A 25,481-nucleotide genomic window follows, 5' to 3' on the forward strand; every position below is an offset into this window, starting at 1 on the left:
GATACCTATGACTTGTTCTCTATAAAAACCCTATTCTCATCTCTAAATTTAGAAAAAAGAAACTCCAAGACTTCATATAAATCAAATCTTGGAGTTTTTATGTCTTATAATCATTATATCGACCTAAATTCTGAATGCGCCAGACTACACTCCTCGGAATGAATTATAAACTATATTTTAAAGATAAAATATAATTCTTTCCTGCTGCCGCAATTCCGGAAGAATATGTTTTATAGCGTTGGTCTGTTATATTTTCTAAACTAGCAGTAAATGTCATTGAATTACTTATTTGATATTGTGCTCTAAAATTCAATGTATACCATGAAGGACTATATGGGTCTCCATTAGCATCAAGTGCATAGATATAATCTTTTTCAACTTCAGAAGGTGCTAGTTGATTAAAAGAAAGTTCATTATTATAATTTGCAAACAGATCTAACTTTAAGCTTTTAGAGAGCCAAATTAAATGGGTGTTTCCAAAGTTAGGCGCCACATGGCGAATTGGTACTTCTGTCTCATCTTCCTCTTCAGTCCCTCCAATAATGTTATATTGAGATGTTAAATACATTCGGTTTGTAAGTACTGCTTTCAAACCAATTTCAAAACCATAGATCCATGCTTTTGAAGCATTTTGTATTGCTTGTACATTGCTTAATTCCCCATCGTAAACAATCTCTGTATTACCATTTAAACTGTAATCCCTACGTACTAAAGCATTGTCTAAATAGGTGTAATATGTACTCATATCTAATACTACTCTTTTATCGAAATCTAATACCAGCCCCAATTCACCACCATATGCATATTCAGGCTTTAGATTTTCATTGGGTACCACTACCGAACCAGGCTCGGAATCAAATACCTTACCGATATCGTCAATATTAGGTGCTCTAAAAGCAGAAGAGGCATTAAGCTTCCATTGTATAGTTCTATTTGGTGACCACCTAATACCCGCAGTACCTGTAAGTGCTCCTGCTGTATTCTTAGATGATTCGAAAGGTAAATTTAAAAAGACATTATTTTCTTCAAAATTTGCCTTAGATACAACATGATTAAAACGCAAACCAGATTGAAAAACAAATTTAGAATGTGGTTTATATTTAATACTAGAATATATTGCTGCTGACTGCCAACTGGCGCCATCTGGGTATCTGGAAACAGATGCTACACTAATATTACTAGATATATCCTCTTCCTTTCCATCAGACTTCACTTTGTTATACACATATTCTAATCCATAAAAAAACTGCGTTTTTGGACTCAATATTTTTTCTAAATCTAAATTAAAAGAATATGCATCTACAGACTCTTCCCTTACATTTCTTGTGGTAGATTGAAAATCTCTGTCTAGCCTACTTTCTTGAAAATTTTGATACGCTAAAGTCGCTTTAATTTTATCGTATAAATTAGAATTACTACTTAATTTAGTAATCTGTAAATTAGACATGAACCATACCTGTGGTCCATAATTCCATTCAGCTGATCGCAGGACATCGTCTCTATATCTTATTAAGCGATCGTATCTAGGAATATTTGATGTTCTGGTATAATACAAGCCTAAATCGAAGCTTAAATTTTTATAAGGTTCGTAACGGGCTTTTTGCATGACATTTAATTGATCGTATCCGGAAAATTTTTGAACTAATGGGTTATCGTTCTTAACGATAACATCTCCAGTATCATTTGTTAAAACGAATTCAGGCCTTAAATAATCATTAGGCCCATTTGTACCCATTTTTAAATCTCCAAAACTTGTAAAGCTACCATTTGTTACAAATGCCCATTTTTTATATCCCAAATTAAAATCGAAATGTCCCGTTTTTTCATCACTGGCCGAGGCATAACGTCCAACAATATTCGATTCAAATAACAATGAATCTGAATAAGATAATTTTGGTTTTTGAGTATAATAACTCATGACTCCTCCAATAGCATCACTTCCATAAATTACAGAACCCGAACCTAAAGTAACTTCTGTACTTTGAATAGAAAACGGATCAATAGCTATAACATTTTGTAAGTTTCCTCCTCTAAAAATAGCATTATTCATTCTTACGCCATCGACAGTAATTAATAATCTGTTAGTAGAAAACCCTCTAATCATAGGGCTTCCTCCTCCTAGTTGGCTTTTTTGAACATACACTTTCCCAGTATTCTCTAACAAATCGGCACTTGTTTGTGGATTCGAAAATTGAATGCTTGCACTATTTACACTAACTATGTTTTGCGGAATATCTTTTTTATTTTGTTCAAATTTTGAAGCTGAAATAACAATTTCTACGAGCCCTTGAGTATTGGAGCTTAAATACACCTTATTTGAGTTTCCTAACTGAAGCTTCGTTATTTTTTTTAATACGTGTGATAAATGTTTGAAGTAAATTGTTTCGATATCCGAAAATCTGCTTAAGTCTGCTTCACCTCTAAAATTGGTAAAAACACTTTCAGATTTATCTATATTGTAAATAGCCACCCCAAAAATGGGTTCTTTTGTAAGCTCACTAAACACCCTTATATTCTGTGCCTGAGAAGATATAGAAACAAGTAAAAAGAAGAAAATAATATAAAAAAACTTCATACCTTTAATTAAAAACCTGATTAAATATCTGTAACGATTTAGGTCTTTTAAAACTCCCCAAATGTAATTCAAAATATAGCAAAATCATACTTAAAAATGACTGTCTTTGCTTAGCGTTAATTTCCACAATAGATAATGCATCAAATGTTGTGCCTAATAGCTGTTTTAAAAGTGTTAAATTTTCTCCAGATATAGAATATCTATCTTGCGATTTAGTTTCAAACTTGCCTTCGCTCAAGTTAAAAAAAGAATAATCTATATTTTTTGTGTCCGGGTAAAACCCTAGATATCTCGTTAAATTAAGTAAAAACAGTAAATGAAAATTAGAATATTCGGAATGTGCATCTAGCCACAATAACGTAGTTTCGATATAACTATAAAGTGTTTCGTTTTTTTCTTCTTCTTTTAGCGTATTCGATAATACTTCGGATAAAAACATAACGATGGAACTCTTTAAAACATTAGAGTGAAGACTTGTATAAATAGTATTTAGCTTAGTCTCCTTTATCGTCTGTAATGACCTATTATTCTTGTATACTATAACTAATTGCAATTGTGAGAGTAATTGAAAGTAAGCTGTTTTAGAATGTCCTTTTTTACTCTTTAAAACACCTCTTAACAAGAAACTAACTATACCTAATTGTTGTGTATAGCATTTAACTATTAAGTCGTTATCTCTATATTTTAATTTGGATAAAACAATAGCATTTGTAGTTATTAACATTATCTAACAACCATTAATTTTAAAACTTTAGTTTCAAACGAATCCAAGTCAGAGAGCATGACTAAGTAAACTCCAGAAGCAACGACATTATTGGCTAAGTTTTTTCCATTCCAAAAAGCTGTCCCCCCATCTATTTCGAGGTTGTACCCTCCATATCTTTGATTTGTTCCAGATTGAGCTTCGGCTACTAAATTCCCTCCAATATCTGTTATCTTAATATTTACATTTTCTGAAATATCCTGAATCTTAACTTTTTCATCTACTATGTTAAATGTTGGTCTTACAGGGTTAGGATATACATGAGCAGTTTCTAAACTTTCGGATGAGCTGGATGCCCCAGAAAGAAAGGATACTAAGCCTTTAGTCGTAGCTACATATACTATACCGTTTGTTTTATCTAAAGAGATATCATTAATAGCATTAGTAGGTAACGGTGAATTATCTTTAGTAAAATGAAATATTGTTTCCTGCCCGTCTGAAGAGAAGTAAAACAATCCTGAATCTGAAGTTCCTATCCATTTTTTATTTGAACCGTCGACTTCTATATCTGTAACAAATTGTTCAAATAATAATTCTTTCGCTATACCATCTTCCTCAATAATAATTTCTTCTACTCGGACATCATCTGTAAAAAAACCTGAAGTATTATAAAGCACTCGCAAACCTCTAAAAGTCCCTATCCATAACTGATTTCGTCTATCTAATGCTAATGCAGTAGTTAATTCTGTTGGCATATTTTCATCTTCTTTGCTAATACTTTTAATTAATTGAGAATTTTCATTAAACCCAATGAGACCGAACTTATAACTCGCAATCCATTTAGTTTCATCTACCCCAAGAACGATATCTCCAAAACCTAAATTACCATCAGAGAATCCATCGGGAATAACATCTGTAAAGCTATAAGAACTCCATTGATTGGTAGTTGGGTTATATGACTTTAAAGGGTTATCTATAAGTGCCGTCGTTGTCCACAATAATCCGTTACTATCAAATAAAGAAGGCCCTACACGTATATCAATATAATTTGGATCACGTGGTGAAATTAAAGATTCTAAACCACTATTAGTTTCATTATATAAAGTAACCGGAACATCTTCATTAATTTCTAACAATCCATTAATAAAAGAACTTATAAATACTTGATCAGAATTAAACGGGTTTATGGCAATGCTGTTCAAACATTTTGCTTCTAAAACTTCACTAAATTGATTATTTGTCCAAACACCATCTTTTAAATGACTAAATCCACGACTATTTAATGGGTATGGGTTATAAAACACATCGTATTCACCAAAAGTAACCCACAAACCATTTGCTTCTGCTTCAATTGAAAATGGAATATTAAACAGTGGTCCATCAGGGTGTATTTCTTCAAATGTTGTTGAGTTTACCAATGGTGTTTTTAAAACACCAAAATCATTAGTTCCAATATACATATACTCTAAACCTATGATAGCAGAATTATATTGGGTATCAAAAGAAGGGTCTATAGAAACTTGAGATATTATATTAAAATCAGCATCATAAACAAATACCTCATTTTGTGTGGTAACTATTAAATTTTCACCAACAGATCTCATATCCAGTGGTGTATTTCCATAGAGAAATATTTGATTTAAAACATCATTGACTATTTGATACATTCGTCTATTAGTTCCTATAGCATATAATGCATCTGCTTGAGATTCTATTGATAACCAATTACCTGAATTAATTAATTGCCAATTTTGATAATTTATAAGGTTTGGACTAGATACTAAAGCCTTTCTAATACCATCTATACAAGCAGCATAAATATAATCATCAGAAATAGTGGTTTGATTTACTTGGATCTGGCTTCCTCCATTACCAATAAAATAAGTATCTCCAAACTCTAACCTTTCCAAATCAAAAACCGAAATCCCATAGTTTGTCGAAATATATATAACATTTTGATAAGCATTAATGTGATTTATTTTTTTATTTGATGATGGAATTGTAGGCTTATCAATAATATCAACAACAGAAAGAATCGTATCATCGTTATCAAAGGCTATTTCTATTAAACCATTCTCATACCCGATAACCAATAATTCATATATCTCACTATAATAAATTGTCGAAATCGTCTCTCCTGATAATCCGTTAACAGTAGTAAGTTCTTCAATTTCGTTTGTTTGTATATCAATACTAAAAACAGCATTTTCTGCTGCCGCATAAATTTTATTATTGCCTTGCGATACATCTTTTATAGTATTATATGAAAAATGGCCTTCCCATAATGCAGAAAAATCTTGAGAAAATTGCAGCAATGGCGACAAGAAAATCATGAAAACAACTAGTCTTTTTAGCATGTATTGTATTTAGAAATTCAAATATATTTATAACTAACGAATTTTACTTCAAAATAATATATTTTAAGTCATCCAAAAGTAAGTTGACAATTTTTGTGAAATTATGTGGCTGCATATTGTAAGACTCAAAATAAGCTTTTTATTATTAAATATTAATAATCATTTTAATAGTCTTACTCTACATTATTAGGTTACTTGAGATTAACACTTACCAAGTTTGTTAGCTAATAGCATATTAAAAGATAAAGCCTTCAATAATCAAAGGCTTTATCTTTTTATCAAACTTGATCATCACTTAAAATGATTCTGCAATTAATTAACTTAAAGAATTTGTGTTTATACTTATATACAAAAAAAGATGCCCTACACGTGCAGGACATCTTTCTTTGATTACTAATTAAATTAATTTTAATTAATGCTCATTCATTCTGAAATCAGCATAAGCACTCATTCCATGTTCATGACTATCTAGACCTTCTAATTCTTCTTTTTCAGAAACTCTAATACCAACTGTTTTCTTAAGTGTAAAAAGTATAAGGAACGATGAAACTATACAAATAACTGCATAAGAAAGTATACCAATTAATTGACTAATTAACTGATCTACACCAGCTAAAGCTCCAAAAATACCAACAGCTAAAGTTCCCCAAATACCACAAGCTAAGTGTACAGCAATAGCTCCTACAGGGTCATCTAATCTTAATTTATCAATAAAGCTAACAGCAAATACGATTAAAGCACCAGCAATAGCTCCAATTATAATAGCATCTTCTGGACTCATTTGATCTGCTCCAGCAGTAATACCTACCAATCCACCTAAAATACCATTTAAAAACATAGTTAAATCTAAGTTTTTATATCTTAAGAATGATACAAAAGCAGCAACCACACCACCTGCCGCAGCGGCTAAACATGTAGTAACTAAAGTTATTGATGTTAATTCTGGATCTGCAGAAAGCACAGAACCACCGTTAAATCCGAACCATCCTAACCATAATACCAATACTCCTGCAGTTGCTAATGGAATATTATGTCCTGGAATTGCTTGAGGTTTACCGTCCTTAAATTTACCAATACGAGATCCTAATAACCAAACAGCAACTAAAGCAGCCCAGCCACCAACAGAGTGTACCAATGTAGAACCTGCAAAATCGTAAAAAGGAGTTTCTCTCATATCTAAGAATCCACCTCCCCATTTCCATGATCCGGCTAATGGGTATATAATACCAACATATAATACCACAAATATCATAAATGGCCCAATTTTAATACGTTCGGCAACAGCTCCCGAAACAATTGTTGCAGCTGTAGCAGCAAACATCCCTTGGAATAAGAAATCTGTCCACCAAGTGTAACCACCATCATTAGCACCTGCATCCGATTCAGCATAAGCTGCTGTCATTCCTCCTTCAGGTGGAGCAATTCCAAACCCAGCAAAATCAAAAAATCCTGAAGACCCTTCAGCAAACCCCGGATACATTAAGTTAAAACCTAAAATATAGTATAATAGTAACCCTACTGTTATAATAAAAATATTTTTAAATAAAATGTTGATTGTGTTTTTTTGCCTTGTTAACCCAATTTCTAGAAATGCAAAACCTGTATGCATAAAGAAAACGAGTGCTGTACAGACCATCATCCATACGTTATGTGCTGTAAATAATCCTAATCCTTCCATAATTTAAATGATTTTAAATATTATTATTTTAAAGTGTCTCCACCCTTTTCCCCTGTTCGTATTCTGTAACATTCTTTAACATCTGATACAAATATTTTACCATCCCCTACTTCTCCGGTTCCGGCAGAATTAAGAATAGCTTGAATAGTTACTTCTTCAAAATCATCATTTACTACGATTGATAAATATCTACGTTGTATATCACTAGTACTGTATGATACGCCTCTGTAAACATGTCCTTCTTTTTCATTTCCTAAACCGGTAACATCCCAGTAAGAGAAAAAGTTTACTCCAACATCATGCAGTGCTTCTTTCACTACACTATATTTGGACTTTCTAATAATTGCTTCAATTTTCTTCATATCTATATATGGTTTTATTGATTAGACATTAATCTAAAAAAGCATTACTGATGTTTCAGTAATGCTTGCTTAATTGTTTTTATTTAGAATGAATATATAGCAGCTAGTGTAAAAGCAGCTAAACTTTTTGTTGTTTCTAAATCTGAATTAAAATAAACCTCTTCAGAATTACTATCTAATCGTAATTCAGGCTTTATTATTAAGTTTTCCAATGTATAACTTCCAGTTAAAGTCACAGCAAATACATCAGTATCATCTACAGGAGCATCATTCATCCAGTTAAAATACTCACCTCTTAAACCAATTGAAAAACTATCAGAGGCTGCAAGTTGTGGATATAAAGCAGCACCATAAAATCCATTTCCATCATTATCTGCATAAGCACCGTTAATCCCTAAGAAGAAACTGTCTGATAAATCGAACCCACCAGTATAATCAATTTCAAATCCAAGCACAACACCTGAATCATAATAGAAATTTAAAAATTGACCTGCATATCCTAATTGAGCTCCTAAAGCATAATCTCCAGTAGTATTACTATTAACATCTGTAGCATTCATAACTGCTAACATCAAACTAAAATCGTCTGATAAAGCAAAATCTGCTTTTAAACCTACATGAGAAAATGGCCCATTAGAGAATAAATAAGACGTACTATAGTTAAAGTTTGCTGCTGGCGAAATTACTTCGTACCCTAAATATGTATTAAATCTACCTAAAGTTAATGTTGTCCCATCTGATACATTCCAGTATGCATACAATTGATTTAAATTAAATCCACCAGTAGCAGAATCTGCTCTAGGTCCAAATGCAATATCAGCAACAACACCTGTTTTCTCGCCTTCATAACTAGCAATAATATTTGCCATACCTAGTGCAAAACCTGTCTCATCGGCAAAAGAAGTTCCAAAATTTTGAGAACCTCCATCACCATCATTGAATGCCGCATTAGCTACATCAGTAGATGTTATATTTGTTTTGTAATAAGCATCAACTGTTCCGCTTATAGATACTTTCTTATCAGAAGCTTCCTCTTCTTGAGCAAATAAAACTGTTGCCATAAAAAGCATTGAAAGTGTGAATAGTTTTTTCATAATTGTTTAAATTTTAGTTATTTATTTTTTGTGCTTGTTTACTAATTAGTGGCACTAAACTATGTAAAATATACATACACCCTATAAAAAATAGGGGTAATTAGGTAAATTTTGTTAATATTTCATTTTTTACCCTATTTTTTTATAGGTATTATGTTTATCATGACTATTTTTGAATTTTTAACAACGCTGTTATTTGAATTATTGTCAATACTTTATAAACTTTAATGACATTATTTTCATTAATTTGATTATTTGTTAGTATTAATTCATATATCCGTATTTATTCCTAAAAATTATAGATTGAATATTTATTAAAAAATGCGTGTAATATTGATATATAATTATTTTTATCTCAACTTCGTTTCTATAATCGGAATAATGAAATACCCCTTATTGTTATTCAAATCTTAGTGTATATCTTAGCTCTTCAACTCAAGTTTTAAACCAAATTTGTTGATTATGCTGAAGAAACAAGGACTGTATTTACCCGAATTTGAACATGAAAATTGTGGTGCTGGTTTTATTTGTAATCTTAATGGAGATAAGACAAATCAAATCATCCATGATGCTTTAGAAATTCTTGTAAAATTAGAACACCGTGGTGGTGTAAGTGCCGATGGAAAAACTGGTGATGGAGCTGGTTTATTAATTGATATCCCTCATGATTATTTTAAAAGAGTTTGTGATTTTGATATCCCTAGTCAAAGAGAATATGCCGTAGGTATGGTGTTTTTACCAAAAACGCCAAATCAATACCAATTTTGTAAAAACACATTTGAAAATGAAATAAAAGCTCAAGGGCTTTCTATTTTAGGGTGGAGAAAAGTACCTGTCGATTCGACTCAATTAGGCCAAATAGCTTTAGCTTCAGAGCCTAATATTGAGCAACTTTTTGTTGGCAAAACAGAAGCTATTAGCGAAGCGGATTTTAAGGCTAAATTATACGCAGCACGTAAAATTACTGAGCATACTATTAGAAGATCTAAAATTTCTGAAAGCGCTTATTTTTACGTACCTAGTTTATCAACTACTACGTTAATATATAAAGGTATTATAATGCCCGAAGATATCGGTCCTTATTATACAGATTTACAACAAATAGATTTAGTTACTCGTCTGGCACTTGTACACCAGCGTTTCTCAACCAACACAATGCCTACTTGGGAACTAGCACAACCATTCCGCTTTATGTGTCAGAATGGTGAAATTAACACCCTACGCGGTAATGTTAGTAGAATGCGTGTTCGCGAAGAAATCATGAAAAGTGATGTTTTCGGGCCTCAAATAGATAAATTATTTCCTATCATATTACCAGGCAAGTCAGATTCGGCTTCTATGGATATGGTGGTTGAATTATTAACACACACAGGAAGATCATTACCAGAAATTATGATGATGATGATTCCGGAAGCATGGGAAAAACACAAAACCATGTCTGAGGAAAGAAAAGCATTCTACGAATATAATGGTTGTATTATGGAACCATGGGACGGCCCAGCTTCTGTACCATTTACAGATGGTGACTATATTGGTGCTTTATTAGATAGAAACGGATTAAGACCTTCTAGATATACTGTTACCAAAAGTGGTAAATTAATTATGTCCTCTGAAATTGGCGTCGTAGAAATAGCTCCTGAAGATGTAGAAAAACATGGTCGATTAGAGCCCGGAAAAATGTTCCTGGTAGACATGAACGAAGGACGTATTATTGAAGATGAAGAAATTAAGAGTAAAATTGTTTCGGAAAGACCTTATAAAGAATGGTTAGATAAAACAAGATTACATTTAAAAGATGTTCCTTACACCAATGAGACTTGCCCAATTGAGACTATTGACATAAAGACACGACAGCGATTATTTAACTATACGTTTGAAGATATTCAAGAAGTTATCACACCTATGGCTGTTGTAGGTAAGGAAGCTTTAGGCTCCATGGGAATTGATACACCATTAGCAGTTTTATCAGATAGACCTCAACTAATTTCAAACTACTTTAAACAACTATTTGCACAAGTTACTAACCCACCATTAGATGGTATTCGTGAGGAAATTGTAACCGATATTAGTTTAAATCTTGGTAAAGACCGAAATATATTTAGCATAACAGATAGACAGTGTAGAAAATTAAGAATTCAAAATCCTGTTATTTCTAATGCTGATTTAGAAAAAATACGTACCATTCAAATTGAAAGCTTTAAAGCAGAAACTATTCAAATGCTTTACCCAAAAGCACAAGGTTTAAATGGTCTGGAAGATGCTTTAGAGGATATTATAAAACAAATAGAAAAAGCATTAGAAAGAAAAACAAATATCATAATTCTTTCCGATAGAGGTGTTAATCAAGAATTTGCACCTATCCCAGCTTTATTAGCATGTTCTTATGTAAATCACCAACTAAACCGTTTACGTAAGCGTTCTTACTTCGATATTATTATTGAATCTGCCGAACCACGTGAACCTCATCATTTTGCTACGCTATTTGGTTATGGTGCTAGTGCCATAAATCCTTATATGGTAAATGAAATTATCAGAATGCAAGTAAAAGAAGGTTTTATTACAGGCATGGACGAGCAAAAAGCTGTCGATAATTTCAACAAAGCTATAGGTAAAGGTATTTTGAAAATTATGAACAAAATTGGAATCTCTACCCTACACTCTTATAGAGGTTCTCAAATTTTCGAAATCGTTGGTTTTAATTCTCAATTTGTAGAAAAATATTTCCCTTATACTGCTTCAAGAGTTGAAGGTATTGGGCTTTATGAAATTGAAAGAGAAATTAACGAGCGTTATAAACAAGCTTACCCAGATAATTTAATTGATAAACGCTTAGGTTTAAACATTGGAGGCGATTACAGATGGAGACGTAATGGTGAACGCCATTTATTTAACCCAACCACCGTTGCAAAATTACAACAAGCTGTTAGATTAAGTGATCAAGCAAGCTATGATGTTTACTCAAAAGCAATCAACGAACAATCGGAAAATCTAATGACCATTCGTGGGTTATTTGAATTTGACAATTTAGACCCTATTCCATTAGAAGAAGTAGAACCTTGGACAGAAATTGTCAAGCGTTTTAAAACAGGTGCTATGTCTTACGGGTCTATTTCCAGAGAAGCACATGAAAACTTAGCCATCGCAATGAACCGTATTGGTGGTAAATCAAATTCTGGTGAAGGCGGAGAAGACAGAAGACGTTTTCAAAAAGATATAAACGGCGACAGTCGTAGTTCAGCAATAAAGCAAGTAGCATCAGGTCGTTTTGGAGTAACATCGCATTATCTTACCAATGCCAAGGAAATTCAAATTAAAATGGCTCAGGGAGCCAAGCCTGGAGAAGGCGGACAATTACCTGGTGAAAAAGTATTACCATGGATTGCAGACGCTAGAAATTCAACCCCTTTTGTCGGTTTAATTTCGCCTCCACCACATCACGATATTTATTCTATTGAAGATTTAGCACAATTAATTTTCGATTTAAAAAATGCCAATAGAGATGCCAGAATCAATGTAAAGCTAGTATCTGAAGTAGGTGTTGGTACCATTGCAGCTGGAGTTGCCAAAGCAAAAGCCGATGTTGTTCTTATTTCCGGTTACGATGGTGGTACAGGTGCCTCGCCTTTAACCTCATTAAAACATGCCGGTTTACCTTGGGAACTTGGTTTATCTGAAGCACAACAAACATTGGTATTAAACAATTTAAGAAGTAGAATAGTTGTTGAATGTGACGGTCAATTAAAAACTGGTAGAGATGTTGCAATTGCGGCGCTTCTAGGGGCTGAAGAATTTGGATTTGCTACAGCACCTTTAGTCGCTTCCGGTTGTATTATGATGCGTAAATGTCATTTAAACACATGCCCTGTTGGTGTGGCAACACAAGATAAAGAATTGCGTAAAAACTTTAAAGGCACACCAGAGCATGTTATTAACTTCTTCTATTATATTGCCGAAGAATTAAGAAGTATTATGGCGCAATTAGGATTTAGAACCATGTCCGAAATGGTAGGTCAAACCCATAAAATAAACGCTAATAAAGCCATTAAGCATTATAAAGCCAAAGGTTTAGATTTATCAAGTATTTTACATAGACCTGCTGCGTATAGTAAAATGACCATAAAGAATACAGAACAACAAGATCATAATTTAGATAACGTTTTAGACTTTAAAATATTAAAAGACTCACATAGAGCTTTATACAGAAAAGAAAAAACGAACCTAGCATATCCGATAAAGAATGTTAATCGTACTGTTGGAGCCATTGTAAGTAATGAGGTTTCAAAAATCTATGGGCATCTGGGCTTACCAGAAGACACATTAAACATTAACTTCACAGGATCTGCTGGTCAAAGTTTTGGTGCTTTTGGTGCACACGGATTAACTTTCAATTTAGAAGGAAATACAAACGATTATTTAGGTAAAGGATTATCTGGTGCTAAATTGATTGTTAAAAAACCTGCTTCTGCGAATTTTGTTGCTAATGAAAATATTATCGTTGGTAATGTTTGTCTATTTGGTGCTGTTCATGGTCAAGCTTATATAAATGGTATTGCTGGTGAACGTTTTGCTGTACGAAACTCAGGAGCGACAGCAATTGTTGAAGGTGTAGGGGATCATTGTTGTGAATATATGACTGGAGGTCGCGTAGTTGTGCTAGGAAAAACAGGTAGAAACTTTGCCGCTGGTATGAGTGGCGGTTATGCTTTTGTTTTAAACGAAAGCGGACAGTTCACCGATGGGTTGTGTAACGAAGAAACTATAGATTTCGATCCTATTACTGAAGCTGATGCCACTGAATTAAAAGAATTAATTGAAAAGCATGTAACCTATACTAACAGTAATAGAGGTAAAGAAATTCTAGCTAACTGGGATCATTACTTAGCTAACTTTGTTAAGGTAATGCCTAAAGAATATAAAGTAGCGTTAGAGAGAATTGCTAATGAAGAACCAATGGTAGAAGAATTAACAACAGCATAATGTCATGGGAAAAGTAACAGGATTTAAAGAGTTTGAAAGACAAGATGAAGCGTACAAACCTGTAAAAGAACGGGTAGAGCATTATAAAGAATTTACGGTTCCTTTAAGTGAACCAGAATTAACAAAACAAGGGTCTCGTTGTATGGATTGCGGTATCCCGTTTTGCCACAGTGGTTGCCCACTTGGTAATCTAATTCCGGATTTTAACCACATGGTGCACCAAGGTGAATGGCAAAAAGCTTCATGGTTATTACATTCAACTAATAACTTTCCAGAGTTTACAGGACGTTTATGTCCGGCTCCTTGTGAAAAATCTTGTGTATTAGGTATTATTGAAGACCCAGTATCAATTGAAAATATTGAAAAAAATATTGTAGAACGCGCCTTTAAAGAAGGTTGGATTAAACCACAGCCACCAAAATCTCGAACTGGTAAAACCATAGCCATAGTTGGTTCAGGGCCTGCCGGTTTAGCTGCTGCTCAGCAATTAAATAGAGCAGGACATACAGTCACTGTTTTTGAAAGAGATGACGCTATTGGAGGATTATTACGTTATGGCATTCCGAACTTTAAAATGGAAAAAGAGATTATTGATCGTCGTGTCGCTATTTTGGAAGCAGAAGGGATTACTTTTAAAGTCAATGTAAATGTTGGTGTAAACTACGACGCAAAAGAATTAAAAGCATTTGATGCTGTTGTTTTATGTGGTGGTGCTACAGAAAGACGTAGCTTACCAACGCCAGGTATTGATGCTGATGGTGTGGTACAGGCTATGGACTTCTTAACACAGCAAACCAAAGTTGTTTTTGGGCAAGACATAAAAGAACAAGTATTAGCAACCGATAAACATGTTATCGTTATTGGTGGTGGTGATACAGGTTCGGATTGTATTGGAACATCTAATCGTCATGGTGCAAAATCGGTAGTAAATTTTGAAATCATGCCAAAACCTCCAGGGCATCGTTCGCCAACTACACCTTGGCCTTATTGGCCATTGCAGTTAAAAACATCATCTTCGCACGAAGAAGGTGTTGAGCGCAACTGGTTGATCAATACCAAAGAGTTTGTAACCGACAAAAATGGTAAGCTTACTGCTCTTAAAACGGTTAATGTAGAGTGGAAAATGGTTCCTGGTGAACGTCCGCAACTTATAGAAATTGAAGGTACTGAAAAAACATGGCCTTGCGATTTGGCTTTATTAGCATTAGGGTTTACTGGTCCTGAAAGTACTTTGTCCGATAAGTTAGGTATTGAAAGAGATGCTCGCTCTAATTATAAAGCTGAATACGGAAAATATCAAACAAACATTCCAAATATATTTACCGCCGGAGATATGCGCCGCGGACAGTCTTTAATTGTTTGGGCTATTTCCGAAGGTAGGGAGGCTGCACGTCAGGTAGATATTTACCTAATGGGTAAATCTAATTTGCCTTCTAAGGATGTTAGTGGGGACTTGGTGGCCTTATAAATAAAACTCCTAGTTATAAAAACGTCTAAAAAGTGTCGTTCAGAACAACACTTTTTAGACGTTTTTTTGATGTTTGCATATGGAGTACCTTAATTCAATTGACGCTGTAAATCAATTACTTACACCATTTCCCAATATAAAATTACTCAAATAAAGCATTTCTTTTTATGCAATGCTCCTTCATAATACTCAACCGTAACTTTACATCTGAACTGGTACTATACATTAATACTTCTCTCTTAGCTTCATCAGTAGGCAGGTATAGAAATAAACAACTCTTTTTAAATTAATCAAATTTATACCACCCTATTTCTAAAATAATTGTTTTTATACTAAAATGTAATATTTATCTTATTAAATGTGTAGGCTAATATTTATTTTTTAAATTTTTTTTGTTATAAAAACCCCTCCTAAATCTTTCATTTTTAATTTTCTTGTTTTACAGGTTTTAATTGCTATTAACCAACTAAACTATTTTTAAATGAAAACAAAAAAGGATTTCTTTTTTATTATTCTTCACTTATTATATTCTCTCAAGAAAGAGCTATAAAAAGAGGGACACTTTTAGAATTAATCATAATTACAGAAGGTACAATGAGAAGACAATTGTCACTCTCTTCCTAATAAAAGGGTTACGTATAAAAGAAACCAATAGGGGCATGACCTGCAATGTAAGGAAGTAATAATGGGCTTTTGCGAAATCACTAAAAAATAAACTATAACCAAAATAACTATTAATCAAACTTTTAAAAATGAAATCAAAATTCTATTAATCAATAATTTAAAACAAAAGATGAAAAAAACAACCAAATTTATTGCAGTTATAGCTTTAATCACTCTAATGTTTACAGGCTGTTCTGAAGTTAAAGACTCTATCGATAGTATAAAATGTTTAGATGAATTGTTAAAGTATTATGATTATGAAGGCGATTTGACGTGTTCAGAACAAATAAGTGAACTACAAAGTCTTAGGAATGCTTGTCCCGATACAGATGAAGACGGTAGTATTCAAGAATTAATAGATTTAACTTTAGCCTATTGCGAGGATTAAAATAAAAAACCATGAAAACAAAATTAATATTTACATTATTAGCATTAACCATACTGTTTAATTGTAGTAAAAGCGATGATAATCAAGATGATGTTTTTGAAGGCTCTATCGAAGACATCATAGCTTTCTATAATGAAGATTTGATAGATGCCCTTGAAGACTTGGGTTTTGACATTAATACAGGTAATGCACCTCCAAATTTAGAAGGTACTTTTTTGTTTAGTCCATTAATCCTTGAAGCCTCAACAGTATCAGGAGATATTCCTGGACATTTATTTAGCGATTATCTGGCTACTTTCAGTAATCAAAATAATGAGACTCTTACCATTGATTACATTGGTAATCATGTGAATTTCTCACAAAAGGATGAAGGTAATGGTGCTTTTATTTCAGGCAGTAATAATGAATTTTCGATGTTCTTAAAAACATCAAGTCAAATAAATGATTCTGTATTGGCTTCCGCCACAATAGCTATTTCTGGAAAAGTAACCGAAGATGGCTTAGAAGACATGCAAATGGCTATTATGATGCTTGATAATAAAGGGAATCCAGATGGAGTATATATTCCAGACAATACAGGAAGACTGCTTTACGATTCAGACTTTATTTCTCCTAAACAATAAACGTATAATAATTTATCTCAGAGAACAATAAATTAATACTGATTTAATGCAAACTATTTTATAGTAATGCAGAAAATAAATCAAACTTAAAATTATCAAATACTAAAAAATAAAAACAACCAAAATGAAAAAATCAATTATTCTCTCAGTAATTTTTACATTACTTACCATGCATTTTGCTTCATCTCAAGAATTTAAAGTAGGAACTAATGCTATTAATGCTGGGATAGGAATTGGCAGTAGTCTTTCAGTATATTCAGGTGCAACAGAAGGCATTGGATTTGGAGCATCTTATGAAAGAGGTATTTGGGACTTGCCTGGTCCAGGGGTTGTAAGTTTGGGAGCTTATTTTGGATATAAAACATTTAGTTATGACGGATTTTATTCAAATCACTATAAATGGACCTATATCATCTTTGGAATTCGTGGTGCATACCATTATACAGGTTTCGATATTGACAATTTAGATGTCTATGCTGGCGCTATGGTTTCATACAATAATATTTCAGACAATGACAGTAGTTTGGGTAGCTATAGTAGTGCAGCTGGTGCCTCAGGGTATATAGGCGGGCGTTGGTATTTTACAAAGACTATCGCTGCGTTTGTTGAAGCGGGATACGGTGTATCTATCTTAAACATTGGAGCGACCTTAAGGTTTTAAATCAATAGTACTTATTAGTAGATTTCATTAAAATTAAGATAACATAACAATAAAGAAAATTAAAGTACATTATCTACAAAATAACTGCTATTTATCAATTAGAAGCCTGCTATAGTTGCAGGGGTTGAATGCGAACTTTTTAAGTTCGCATTTTATTTTGTATTTCGCATAAACTCCTCAGCCTTTTCAACCATATTTTTACTTCCACAAATAAAAGGCACTCGTTGATGTAATTCTGTAGGTTCAATATCCATAATTCTTATAAAGCCATCACTAGCTTTACCGTTGGCCTGTTCTGCCAAAAATGCCATAGGATTACATTCGTATAACAAACGTAATTTCCCATTTGGGTTCTTAGAGCTTTGAGGATATAAATAAATACCACCTTTTATCATATTTCTATGAAAATCAGACACCAAAGACCCAATATATCTTGATGTATATGGCCTGTCATCCTCTTCCTCTTGGCAATATTTTATATAATTTTTTATTCCTTGAGGAAAATGAATATAGTTTCCTTCATTAACAGAATAAATAGTTCCATCTTTGGGAAATTCCATATCTGGATGCGATAAATAAAATGATCCTATTGCAGGGTTTAGTGTAAAGCCATTAACGCCATCTCCTGTTGTATAAACCAACATAGTAGACGTTCCGTAAACCACATAGCCTGCTGCAACTTGTTGGCTGCCCTTTTGTAAAAAATCTTTTAGTGTCACAGGAGTTCCAACTGGTGTAATACGCCTATAAATTGAAAAAATAGTTCCCACAGATACATTCACATCAATATTTGAAGAACCATCTAAAGGGTCTATTAATACAACATATTTATTTTGATGATTTTCATCTTGACTGTTAATAGCGATAAAATCATCCTCTTCTTCACTTGCTATACCACAAACAATGTTTCTTTTAGTTAGTGTTTGTATAAACTTTTCATTAGCATATACATCTAATTTTTGTTGGTCTTCCCCTTGTATATTAGTATCTCCAACTGCGCCAATAATGTCTACTAACCCCGCCTTATTTACTTCATGGTTTACTACTTTTGCTGCTAATCGAATGGAATTAAGAAGACTGGATAGTTCGCCTGATGAGTATTTAAAAGATGATTGGTTTTCAATAATAAATTCTCCTAAAGTTTGTTTTTTATGAGACATAAAAGCGTTGGTTTTGTTTGTGCAAATATCTATTATTTTTTAATGAACTACAACGTTTTCGGAAAAGATTAATAGCTTTAAATAATCAACTTTAAACTATATTTGAAATAATTATAATAATCTATGAATTACACTATACGCAAAGCCACTAAGAATGACATGCCTCAAGTACTTCATCTAATAAAAGAATTAGCCAGTTTTGAAAAAGAAGCAAATGCTGTCGAAGTTACTGTTGAAGAACTACAAACAGACGGATTTAGTAATAACCCTTCATTTCAATGTTTTGTTGCAGAAGTTAACACTAAAATTGAAGGTATTGCTCTAGTTTTTAATAGATATTCGACTTGGAAAGGAAAGGCTGTACATTTAGAAGACTTAGTAGTAAGTGAAAAGATGAGAGGCTTTGGTTTGGGGACAGCACTTTTAGACGAAGTTATTAAATATGCTCATAATATAGGTGTAAAACGTGTTAATTGGGAAGTCCTTGACTGGAATGAACCTGCCATAAATTTTTATGAAAAAAAAGGAGCCCATATTAAACGCGGTTGGATGGTGGTACAATTAGACAAACAGGGAATAAAAGATTATATCTCAAAATTATAGCATGCACGTATTCAAATTTGGTGGGGCATCGGTAAAAGATGCTGCAGGTGTAAAAAACATAGCGTCGGTATTACAAAAAGTGGGGTCTGCAAATACATTAATTATTGTTTCTGCTATGGGAAAAACAACCAATGCTTTGGAAGTTGTAATTAAAAATTATTTTGAAGACAAAAGCCAATTGCAAAGTTCACTTCAAGAAGTTAAAAAATATCATAATGCCATTTTATTAGATTTATTTGATCCCGATAACTATCGGGATGAAAATCATCCTACCTTTAAAAATGTATCAACTCTTTTTGATGAGTTAAACACCTTTTTTACAACAAATAAATCACCTGATTATAACTTTGTTTACGATCAGGTAATAGGTTTTGGCGAATTAGTTTCTACAACTATAATAAGCGACTATTTAAACACAATTAACCTAAAAAATAATTGGATTGATGTTAGAACACAAATTAAAACAGATAATTATTATAGACGTGCCAATGTAAATTGGGAAGAAACACAAAGTCTAATAACTTCAAAATTCAACAAAACTATTTTAAATATTACACAAGGCTTTTTAGGCAGCGACTCTAATAACTTTACAACAACACTTGGTCGAGAAGGCAGTGATTATACAGCAGCCATTTATGGGTATTGTCTAAATGCCGAAAGTGTAACTATTTGGAAAGATGTTCCTGGGGTTTTAAATGCCGACCCTCGTTATTTTGAAAATGCTCAACTGCTTAATAAAATATCTTACAGAGAAGCCATAGAATTGGCTTTCTATGGCGCATCAGTAATTCACCCAAAAACATTACAACCTTTACAAGGAAAAGAAATTCCTTTATACGTAAAATCATTCTTAAACCCTGAAGCAGCAGGAACCAGAATTGGCAAAAATGTTACTCTAGAACCCATGATTCCTTGCTTCATTGTAAAGAAAAATCAAGTTTTAATTTCATTATCATCCTTAGATTTCTCATATATCGTTGAAGAAAATATCGGTGCCATTTTCAACTTACTGCATCAATATAAAATGAAAGTAGATGTTATTCAAAATTCTGCCATTAGTTTTTCGGTTTGTGTGGATAATCTTTTTAATAACCTCGATAAATTATTACATCATTTAAGAGCAAAATTTAATGTAACTTGTAACGAAAATGTATCACTTTATACTATTCGTCATTATAACGAAAATGCTATTAGGCAGATTGAGGGAGATAAAACTGTGTTATTAAAACAATTAACCCAAGAAACAGTTCAGATAGTAACTAAATAAACAATTTAGTACATTTACACTCATGACCAAACAACAAAATACAGGGCTAGTAACCGCCAAAGAAGTTGCTAAAGCTATCCAATTAAGCAAATATGGATTTATAGGTACTTTTATTGGTTGGGTTTTAATGAAAGTTCTTAAAATATCTACTCTTAATAGAATATATAAGCGTAACAAACACCTCAATGCTTTACCTTTTTTAGATAGTATTCTAGGTGATTTTCAAATTAAATTTGAAATTCCTGAAGAAGATTTGAAACGCCTACCAAAAGATGGTGCTTACATTACTATCTCTAATCATCCACTTGGTGGTATTGATGGTATATTACTTTTAAAACTTATGCTTGAGCAGCGAAAAGACTTTAAAATAATAGCTAATTTTTTATTACATAGAATAGAGCCTTTAAAACCGTACATCATGCCTGTTAACCCTTTTGAGGACAGGAAAGATACTAAATCCAGTATTTCAGGTTTTAAAAATTCTATTTTGCATTTAAGAGATGGACATCCACTAGGTATTTTCCCCGCTGGAGAAGTATCAACATATAGAGATGGTAAATTAGTCGTTGATAAGCCATGGGAAGAAGCTGCTATGAAGCTTGTAAAAAAAGCCGAAGTCCCTGTAGTTCCCATTTATTTTCACGCTAAAAACAGTAAATTATTTTATAAGCTTTCTAAAATTAGTGACACTTTTAGAACTGCTAAATTGCCGTCTGAGTTATTAACTCAAAAACGACGTACCATAAAAGTTAGAATAGGAAAACCTATTTCTGTTGCCGATCAAAAAGAACACACTTCTCTCGATGATTTTTCGGATTTTTTAAGACGAAAAACTTATATGTTATCAAATGCTTTTGAAGATAAATCAAAGATTTTAGATAATATTTCGTCAACATTAAAAACCCCTAAAGTTCCTAAAAGTATTGTGACACCTGTCGACAGTATGTTGATGACAAAAGAAGTGGAAGCACTTGTTAAAAATAATTTCAGGCTGCTGCAAAGTAAAAATTACGAAGTGTTTTTAGCAGAACCCAAAAGTATGCCTAACATTTTACGTGAAATTGGACGCTTACGAGAAATCACATTTAGAGAGGTTGGTGAAGGTACAAACGAAGCTATAGATTTAGATACTTTTGATAGCTATTATCACCATATGTTTCTTTGGGATAGTGAAAAAAAATTAATTGCCGGTGCCTACCGGATGGGCTTAGGTTCTAAGATATATGAGCGTTATGGTATAGATGGATTTTATTTACAAAATCTCTTTAGGTTCGAACCGGAATTGCATAAAATGATGAGCCAGTCTATAGAAATGGGACGTGCTTTCATTATTAAAGAATACCAACAAAAACCTATGCCTTTGTTTTTACTCTGGAAAGGTATTGTACATACTACACTTCGTTTTCCTGAGCATAAATTTTTAATTGGTGGCGTTAGTATTAGTAACCAGTTTTCTAATTTCTCAAAGTCATTAATGATCGAGTTTATGAAATCACATTATTACGACCCATATATTGCACAATATGTGCATCCTAAAAAGGAATTTAAAGTCATCCTTAAAGATGCCGATAAAGATTTTGTTTTTGATGCTACCGAAGCCGACTTAAATAAGTTTGATAAAATTATAGACGAGGTAGAACCCGGTGCTTTACGCTTACCTGTACTATTAAAGAAATACATAAAACAAAATGCTCGATTAGTTGCATTTAATGTAGACCCACTGTTTAATAATGCTGTCGATGGCTTGATGTACATTAAAATTGCTGACTTACCAGAAAGCACCGTGCGTCCTGTAATGGAAGAGTTTCAAGCAGAATTAGAAAGTAAGTTGGAAAATAATGATAGTTAATCTCTAATTTTCCTTAAGCAAAAAATCAAACTCTAAATACTCTTCAACGAAATCTTTAAAATAACCCTTAATCTCTTCTCTGGCTTTTAAAAATGCAACATGTTTTTCCTCTTCAGTACCAGTTACTTTTGATGGATCGAAAAAATTATGATGTAAACGCAACGCATTTTTACTTGGTATAAATGGACAGTTTTCATTCGCATGATCGCATACAGTTATGATATAATCAAAATTAACATCTTCATATTCATCTACATGATTTGACGTGTGGTGAGAAATATCAATTCCATCTTCTTTCATAATAGCTAATGCTCCCGGGTTTAAACCATGGGTTTCTATTCCTGCGCTATATACGTTTACGCTTCTGTTATCTAAAAAATGATTTAAATAACCATGTGCCATCTGGCTTCTACACGAATTACCTGTACACAATACTAAAATGTTTTTCATTCCTCTCTGTCTTTCAGACATCTCTCCAAAGGAGAGAAATCACAATTATTAATTAAACTTTTATTTAAAATAGACCTCTATTTTAACCCGTTTTTATTAGTTAAATGACAAATTAACTTAAGCCATACAACTAAATAGTCTTAAGCCTCTAGGCTAATCCCTGCCTAACATTAATCTATCTTACTACTTCTTTTTTCTAGAAAATGATTGTCATACCATACCCCATCTAATTGTCCAATTTTTTCTCGAATACCAACAACTCTAAATCCACATTTTAAATGTAAATTAATACTTGCTGTGTTTTCTGAAAAAATACTAGCCTGCAAGGTCCAAACTCCATTAGCTTCACTTTCATTAATTATTTTTTTTAATAATGTTTCGCCAACATGCATTCCTTTAAATGCTTTTGAAACATATACACTAACCTCTGCAACTCCTTTATAAACCTGCCGTTTTGATACCGGCGCTAAAACTGCAAATCCTACAACTTTACTGTCTATTGTAGCTACGAATCTACAAATAGAAAAATACTTAGCGTCCCATTGATTCCAATTAGGAACCTCCGTTTCAAAAGTGGCTATTCTAGTAGCGATCCCTTCTTTATAAACTTTTGAAACGGAACTCCAATCATTTTTTGTTAACGTCCTAACAACAATTTCCATCAGGAGAACAACAAGGTTCTGCGCTTGCCGATACTGTTTCTAAAGATTCGGACACTTTCTCATTATGTGGGGTCGAAACACCACAAAGTTCTTTTGCTTTACAATCCGTTTTTTCAATGGCTAATTTAACTATTAAGTTGTTTTCTTTTATTTCGAAATCGTTAACAAATAGTTGTGCTGTATGAAATGTTGCATTGCTATATTCAAACTTAACCTCGGCATCTAAATCGTAGGGTTTCATTTTGCCTACTTTATTTAAAATAGCCAAAGCCTTATAAACTGACATATATTCTGTTTTGCCTAACTCTTTTGGACTTTCCCAAAGCTGAATGACTGTTTCTTTCCAAGCATCTGCCTGGGAACCGCAATCTATAGAATCAACAGCTAAATGTTTAACTTCGGTTATATGATAATTAGCTCCAACCAATAAATTTGGCGCATATTCAAACAATAATGATTTGTCTTGATTTTGCTCTAATACTTTAAATAACTCTTGTGTTTTCATATTTATTTAGATTTAGATCCCATTTTCACGGGAATGACAATTTTAACAGAAACCTTGAGAGTAAATCTCAAGAAATTATTCTTCATTTAGCAACAATTTGATTTTGTTGTATTAAAAAATGAATTTAATTGATTTTGAATAGCTGTCCATCGCTCAATATTAATACAATAGCACATACTTTTACCTTCTACCTCACCATGTAACAGCCCTATACTTTTAAGTTCTTTTAAATGTTGAGAGATAGTGGCTTGTGCTAATCCTATTTCTTCAACTAAATCGTTACAAATACACGCATTTTGATTACTAATGTATTGCAAAATAGCAACCCTAGCAGGATGACCTAAAACTTTAAAAAACTGAGCTAGGTCATTTTGCTTATCTGTAAATATTTGATTTTTAGTAATTCCCATTGCTTTTATTTATATATTGCAATATTACGATAATAAACTTAAATAAAAAAACTATATTTGGTTTTATTAACCCCAAATTACATTATTATGAATTGGTACTTAAACGCACTGAAGCAGTACGCAACTTTTTCTGGAAGAGCCAGACGAAAAGAATATTGGATGTTTTCCTTGTTCAATATTATTATTATTTATGGACTTTTATTTCTTGCTATAGGATTAGAAATGCCTTTTTTAATAACATTATATGTTATTTATTTTTTTGCAATTATGATTCCTTCATTAGCAGTAGGTGTGAGAAGAATGCACGACGCCGGAAAAAGTGGTTGGTTTTTACTAATTCCTTTTTACAATTTAATTTTAGCTTGTACAGATAGTGAAGCTGGATCAAACAAATGGGGACCAAACCCAAAGTCTGATGCTGAAGAAATAGACTTAATTGGTCAAGAAAAATAAGTATTTTATACTTCTATTATAGAAAGAAAGCCAGAAATTTAATTTCTGGCTTTCTTATATTTTAAATAACGATCGATTAAAACCAAGGTCTTTGACCTACTTGATAAGTGTTATAAAACTCTTCGTCAGATTTGGTAAGATAAATAATCCCTTCAATAACACCAACTGCCCAGGCAATTCCTGATGTTAATCCACAAGTAAAAACTCCTAATACAGCCAATACTAATAATATAATACCTTCCTTATGATATCCTAAAACAAATTTATGTACACCAATTGTACCAAATAAAATAGCTAAAATTCCTGCTAATACTTTTTTATTTTCACCAGTTATATTATCAAAAGTTTCTTTGGCACCATCAGCAAAATCGGAAGCAGATTCTTTAACATCCTCAAATGTTTCTTTTGCCTTTTCTTTTGCTTCTTCGGCAAATTCGCCTGCTTTATCAGCTGCTTTTTTTGCCCCTTCCTTAGCATCACCTAACATATCGTTTAGGTCGTCGCTTAAATTCTTTTCATCAGACATAATATTTTATAATTTTGGTTAAAATATAAAGGTAATAAAAATTTAAA

General features: G+C 32.7%; 21 protein-coding genes. 9 read left to right on the forward strand and 12 right to left on the reverse strand.

From position 1 onward, the window contains the following. Positions 1-163: 163 nt before the first annotated feature. From Q4Q35_RS05205 to Q4Q35_RS05230, 6 genes are all read right to left on the reverse strand, one after another. Positions 164-2,575 carry a TonB-dependent receptor plug domain-containing protein gene (locus tag Q4Q35_RS05205; protein ID WP_303276884.1) on the reverse strand — a complete coding sequence of 804 codons (2,412 nt, stop codon included), beginning with the start codon at positions 2,573-2,575 and terminating at the stop codon, positions 164-166. 4 nt (positions 2,576-2,579) lie between these two features. Then, complete coding sequence (gene recO, locus Q4Q35_RS05210; protein WP_303276885.1) at positions 2,580-3,299, reverse strand: DNA repair protein RecO; 720 nt, start codon at positions 3,297-3,299, stop codon at positions 2,580-2,582. Continuing rightward, positions 3,299-5,635 carry a type IX secretion system anionic LPS delivery protein PorZ gene (gene porZ / locus Q4Q35_RS05215; protein ID WP_303276886.1) on the reverse strand — a complete coding sequence of 779 codons (2,337 nt, stop codon included), beginning with the start codon at positions 5,633-5,635 and terminating at the stop codon, positions 3,299-3,301. The genes recO and porZ overlap by 1 nt, the downstream gene beginning before the upstream one ends. A 412-nt stretch (positions 5,636-6,047) precedes the next feature. Beyond that, positions 6,048-7,313, reverse strand: a complete 1,266-nt coding sequence (locus Q4Q35_RS05220; RefSeq protein WP_303276887.1) for an ammonium transporter — start codon at positions 7,311-7,313, stop codon at positions 6,048-6,050. Positions 7,314-7,336: 23 nt separating this feature from the next. Beyond that, entirely contained in the window at positions 7,337-7,675 is a 339-nt protein-coding gene (locus Q4Q35_RS05225; RefSeq protein ID WP_303276888.1) for a P-II family nitrogen regulator, read from the reverse strand. Positions 7,676-7,758: 83 nt separating this feature from the next. Next, positions 7,759-8,769, reverse strand: a complete 1,011-nt coding sequence (locus tag Q4Q35_RS05230; RefSeq protein WP_303276890.1) for an outer membrane beta-barrel protein — start codon at positions 8,767-8,769, stop codon at positions 7,759-7,761. Positions 8,770-9,231: 462 nt separating this feature from the next. Here Q4Q35_RS05230 and gltB point away from each other — a divergent pair, with 462 nt between their 5' ends. From gltB to Q4Q35_RS05255, 5 genes are all read left to right on the forward strand, one after another. After that, on the forward strand, positions 9,232-13,746 hold the full coding sequence (gltB, locus tag Q4Q35_RS05235; RefSeq protein ID WP_303276891.1) for a glutamate synthase large subunit: 4,515 nt from the start codon (positions 9,232-9,234) through the stop codon (positions 13,744-13,746). Between the two features lie 4 nt (positions 13,747-13,750). Beyond that, positions 13,751-15,214 (forward strand): glutamate synthase subunit beta, encoded by a 1,464-nt coding sequence (locus Q4Q35_RS05240; protein WP_303276892.1) that lies wholly within the window; start codon positions 13,751-13,753, stop codon positions 15,212-15,214. Between the two features lie 793 nt (positions 15,215-16,007). After that, the gene (locus Q4Q35_RS05245; RefSeq protein ID WP_303276893.1) at positions 16,008-16,265 is read left to right on the forward strand and encodes a hypothetical protein; all 258 of its coding nucleotides are present in this window, start codon (positions 16,008-16,010) and stop codon (positions 16,263-16,265) included. An 11-nt stretch (positions 16,266-16,276) separates the two neighbouring features. Continuing rightward, positions 16,277-16,888, forward strand: coding sequence for a hypothetical protein (locus tag Q4Q35_RS05250; protein ID WP_303276894.1), 612 nt, complete (start codon positions 16,277-16,279; stop codon positions 16,886-16,888). A gap of 124 nt (positions 16,889-17,012) precedes the next feature. After that, complete coding sequence (locus Q4Q35_RS05255; protein WP_303276895.1) at positions 17,013-17,549, forward strand: hypothetical protein; 537 nt, start codon at positions 17,013-17,015, stop codon at positions 17,547-17,549. Positions 17,550-17,701: 152 nt separating this feature from the next. Here Q4Q35_RS05255 and fbp read toward each other — a convergent pair whose 3' ends face one another. Beyond that, a complete protein-coding gene (gene fbp / locus Q4Q35_RS05260; protein WP_303276896.1) occupies positions 17,702-18,709 on the reverse strand; it encodes a class 1 fructose-bisphosphatase in 1,008 nt (335 codons plus the stop codon). Between the two features lie 123 nt (positions 18,710-18,832). Here fbp and Q4Q35_RS05265 point away from each other — a divergent pair, with 123 nt between their 5' ends. The 3 genes from Q4Q35_RS05265 to Q4Q35_RS05275 are packed head-to-tail and all read left to right on the forward strand — an operon-like array spanning position 18,833 to position 22,428. Continuing rightward, entirely contained in the window at positions 18,833-19,312 is a 480-nt protein-coding gene (locus tag Q4Q35_RS05265) for a GNAT family N-acetyltransferase (RefSeq protein WP_303276897.1), read from the forward strand. 1 nt (position 19,313) lies between these two features. Then, positions 19,314-20,579, forward strand: coding sequence for an aspartate kinase (locus Q4Q35_RS05270; protein WP_303276898.1), 1,266 nt, complete (start codon positions 19,314-19,316; stop codon positions 20,577-20,579). 22 nt (positions 20,580-20,601) lie between these two features. After that, on the forward strand, positions 20,602-22,428 hold the full coding sequence (locus Q4Q35_RS05275) for a GNAT family N-acyltransferase (RefSeq protein ID WP_303276899.1): 1,827 nt from the start codon (positions 20,602-20,604) through the stop codon (positions 22,426-22,428). Between the two features lie 3 nt (positions 22,429-22,431). Here the strand turns inward: Q4Q35_RS05275 and Q4Q35_RS05280 are convergent, their stop codons facing one another. The 4 genes from Q4Q35_RS05280 to Q4Q35_RS05295 form a co-directional block, all read right to left on the reverse strand. Continuing rightward, a complete protein-coding gene (locus tag Q4Q35_RS05280; protein WP_303276900.1) occupies positions 22,432-22,878 on the reverse strand; it encodes an arsenate reductase ArsC in 447 nt (148 codons plus the stop codon). Positions 22,879-23,048: 170 nt separating this feature from the next. Continuing rightward, entirely contained in the window at positions 23,049-23,540 is a 492-nt protein-coding gene (locus Q4Q35_RS05285) for a GNAT family N-acetyltransferase (RefSeq protein ID WP_303276901.1), read from the reverse strand. Then, entirely contained in the window at positions 23,524-24,045 is a 522-nt protein-coding gene (locus Q4Q35_RS05290; RefSeq protein ID WP_303276902.1) for a DUF6428 family protein, read from the reverse strand. The genes Q4Q35_RS05285 and Q4Q35_RS05290 overlap by 17 nt, the downstream gene beginning before the upstream one ends. Positions 24,046-24,131: 86 nt before the next feature. Next, positions 24,132-24,455 carry an ArsR/SmtB family transcription factor gene (locus tag Q4Q35_RS05295; protein WP_303276903.1) on the reverse strand — a complete coding sequence of 108 codons (324 nt, stop codon included), beginning with the start codon at positions 24,453-24,455 and terminating at the stop codon, positions 24,132-24,134. Positions 24,456-24,542: 87 nt separating this feature from the next. Between Q4Q35_RS05295 and Q4Q35_RS05300 the strand changes: the two genes are divergently transcribed. Continuing rightward, positions 24,543-24,908: a DUF805 domain-containing protein gene (locus tag Q4Q35_RS05300; protein ID WP_303276904.1), complete on the forward strand. Its 366-nt coding sequence runs from the start codon at positions 24,543-24,545 to the stop codon at positions 24,906-24,908. Between the two features lie 76 nt (positions 24,909-24,984). Here Q4Q35_RS05300 and Q4Q35_RS05305 read toward each other — a convergent pair whose 3' ends face one another. Continuing rightward, positions 24,985-25,434 carry a TM2 domain-containing protein gene (locus Q4Q35_RS05305; protein ID WP_303276905.1) on the reverse strand — a complete coding sequence of 150 codons (450 nt, stop codon included), beginning with the start codon at positions 25,432-25,434 and terminating at the stop codon, positions 24,985-24,987. Positions 25,435-25,481 lie beyond the last annotated feature (47 nt).

This window comes from Flavivirga aquimarina (genome assembly GCF_030540835.1).
Classification (GTDB): Bacteria; Bacteroidota; Bacteroidia; order Flavobacteriales; family Flavobacteriaceae; genus Flavivirga; species Flavivirga aquimarina.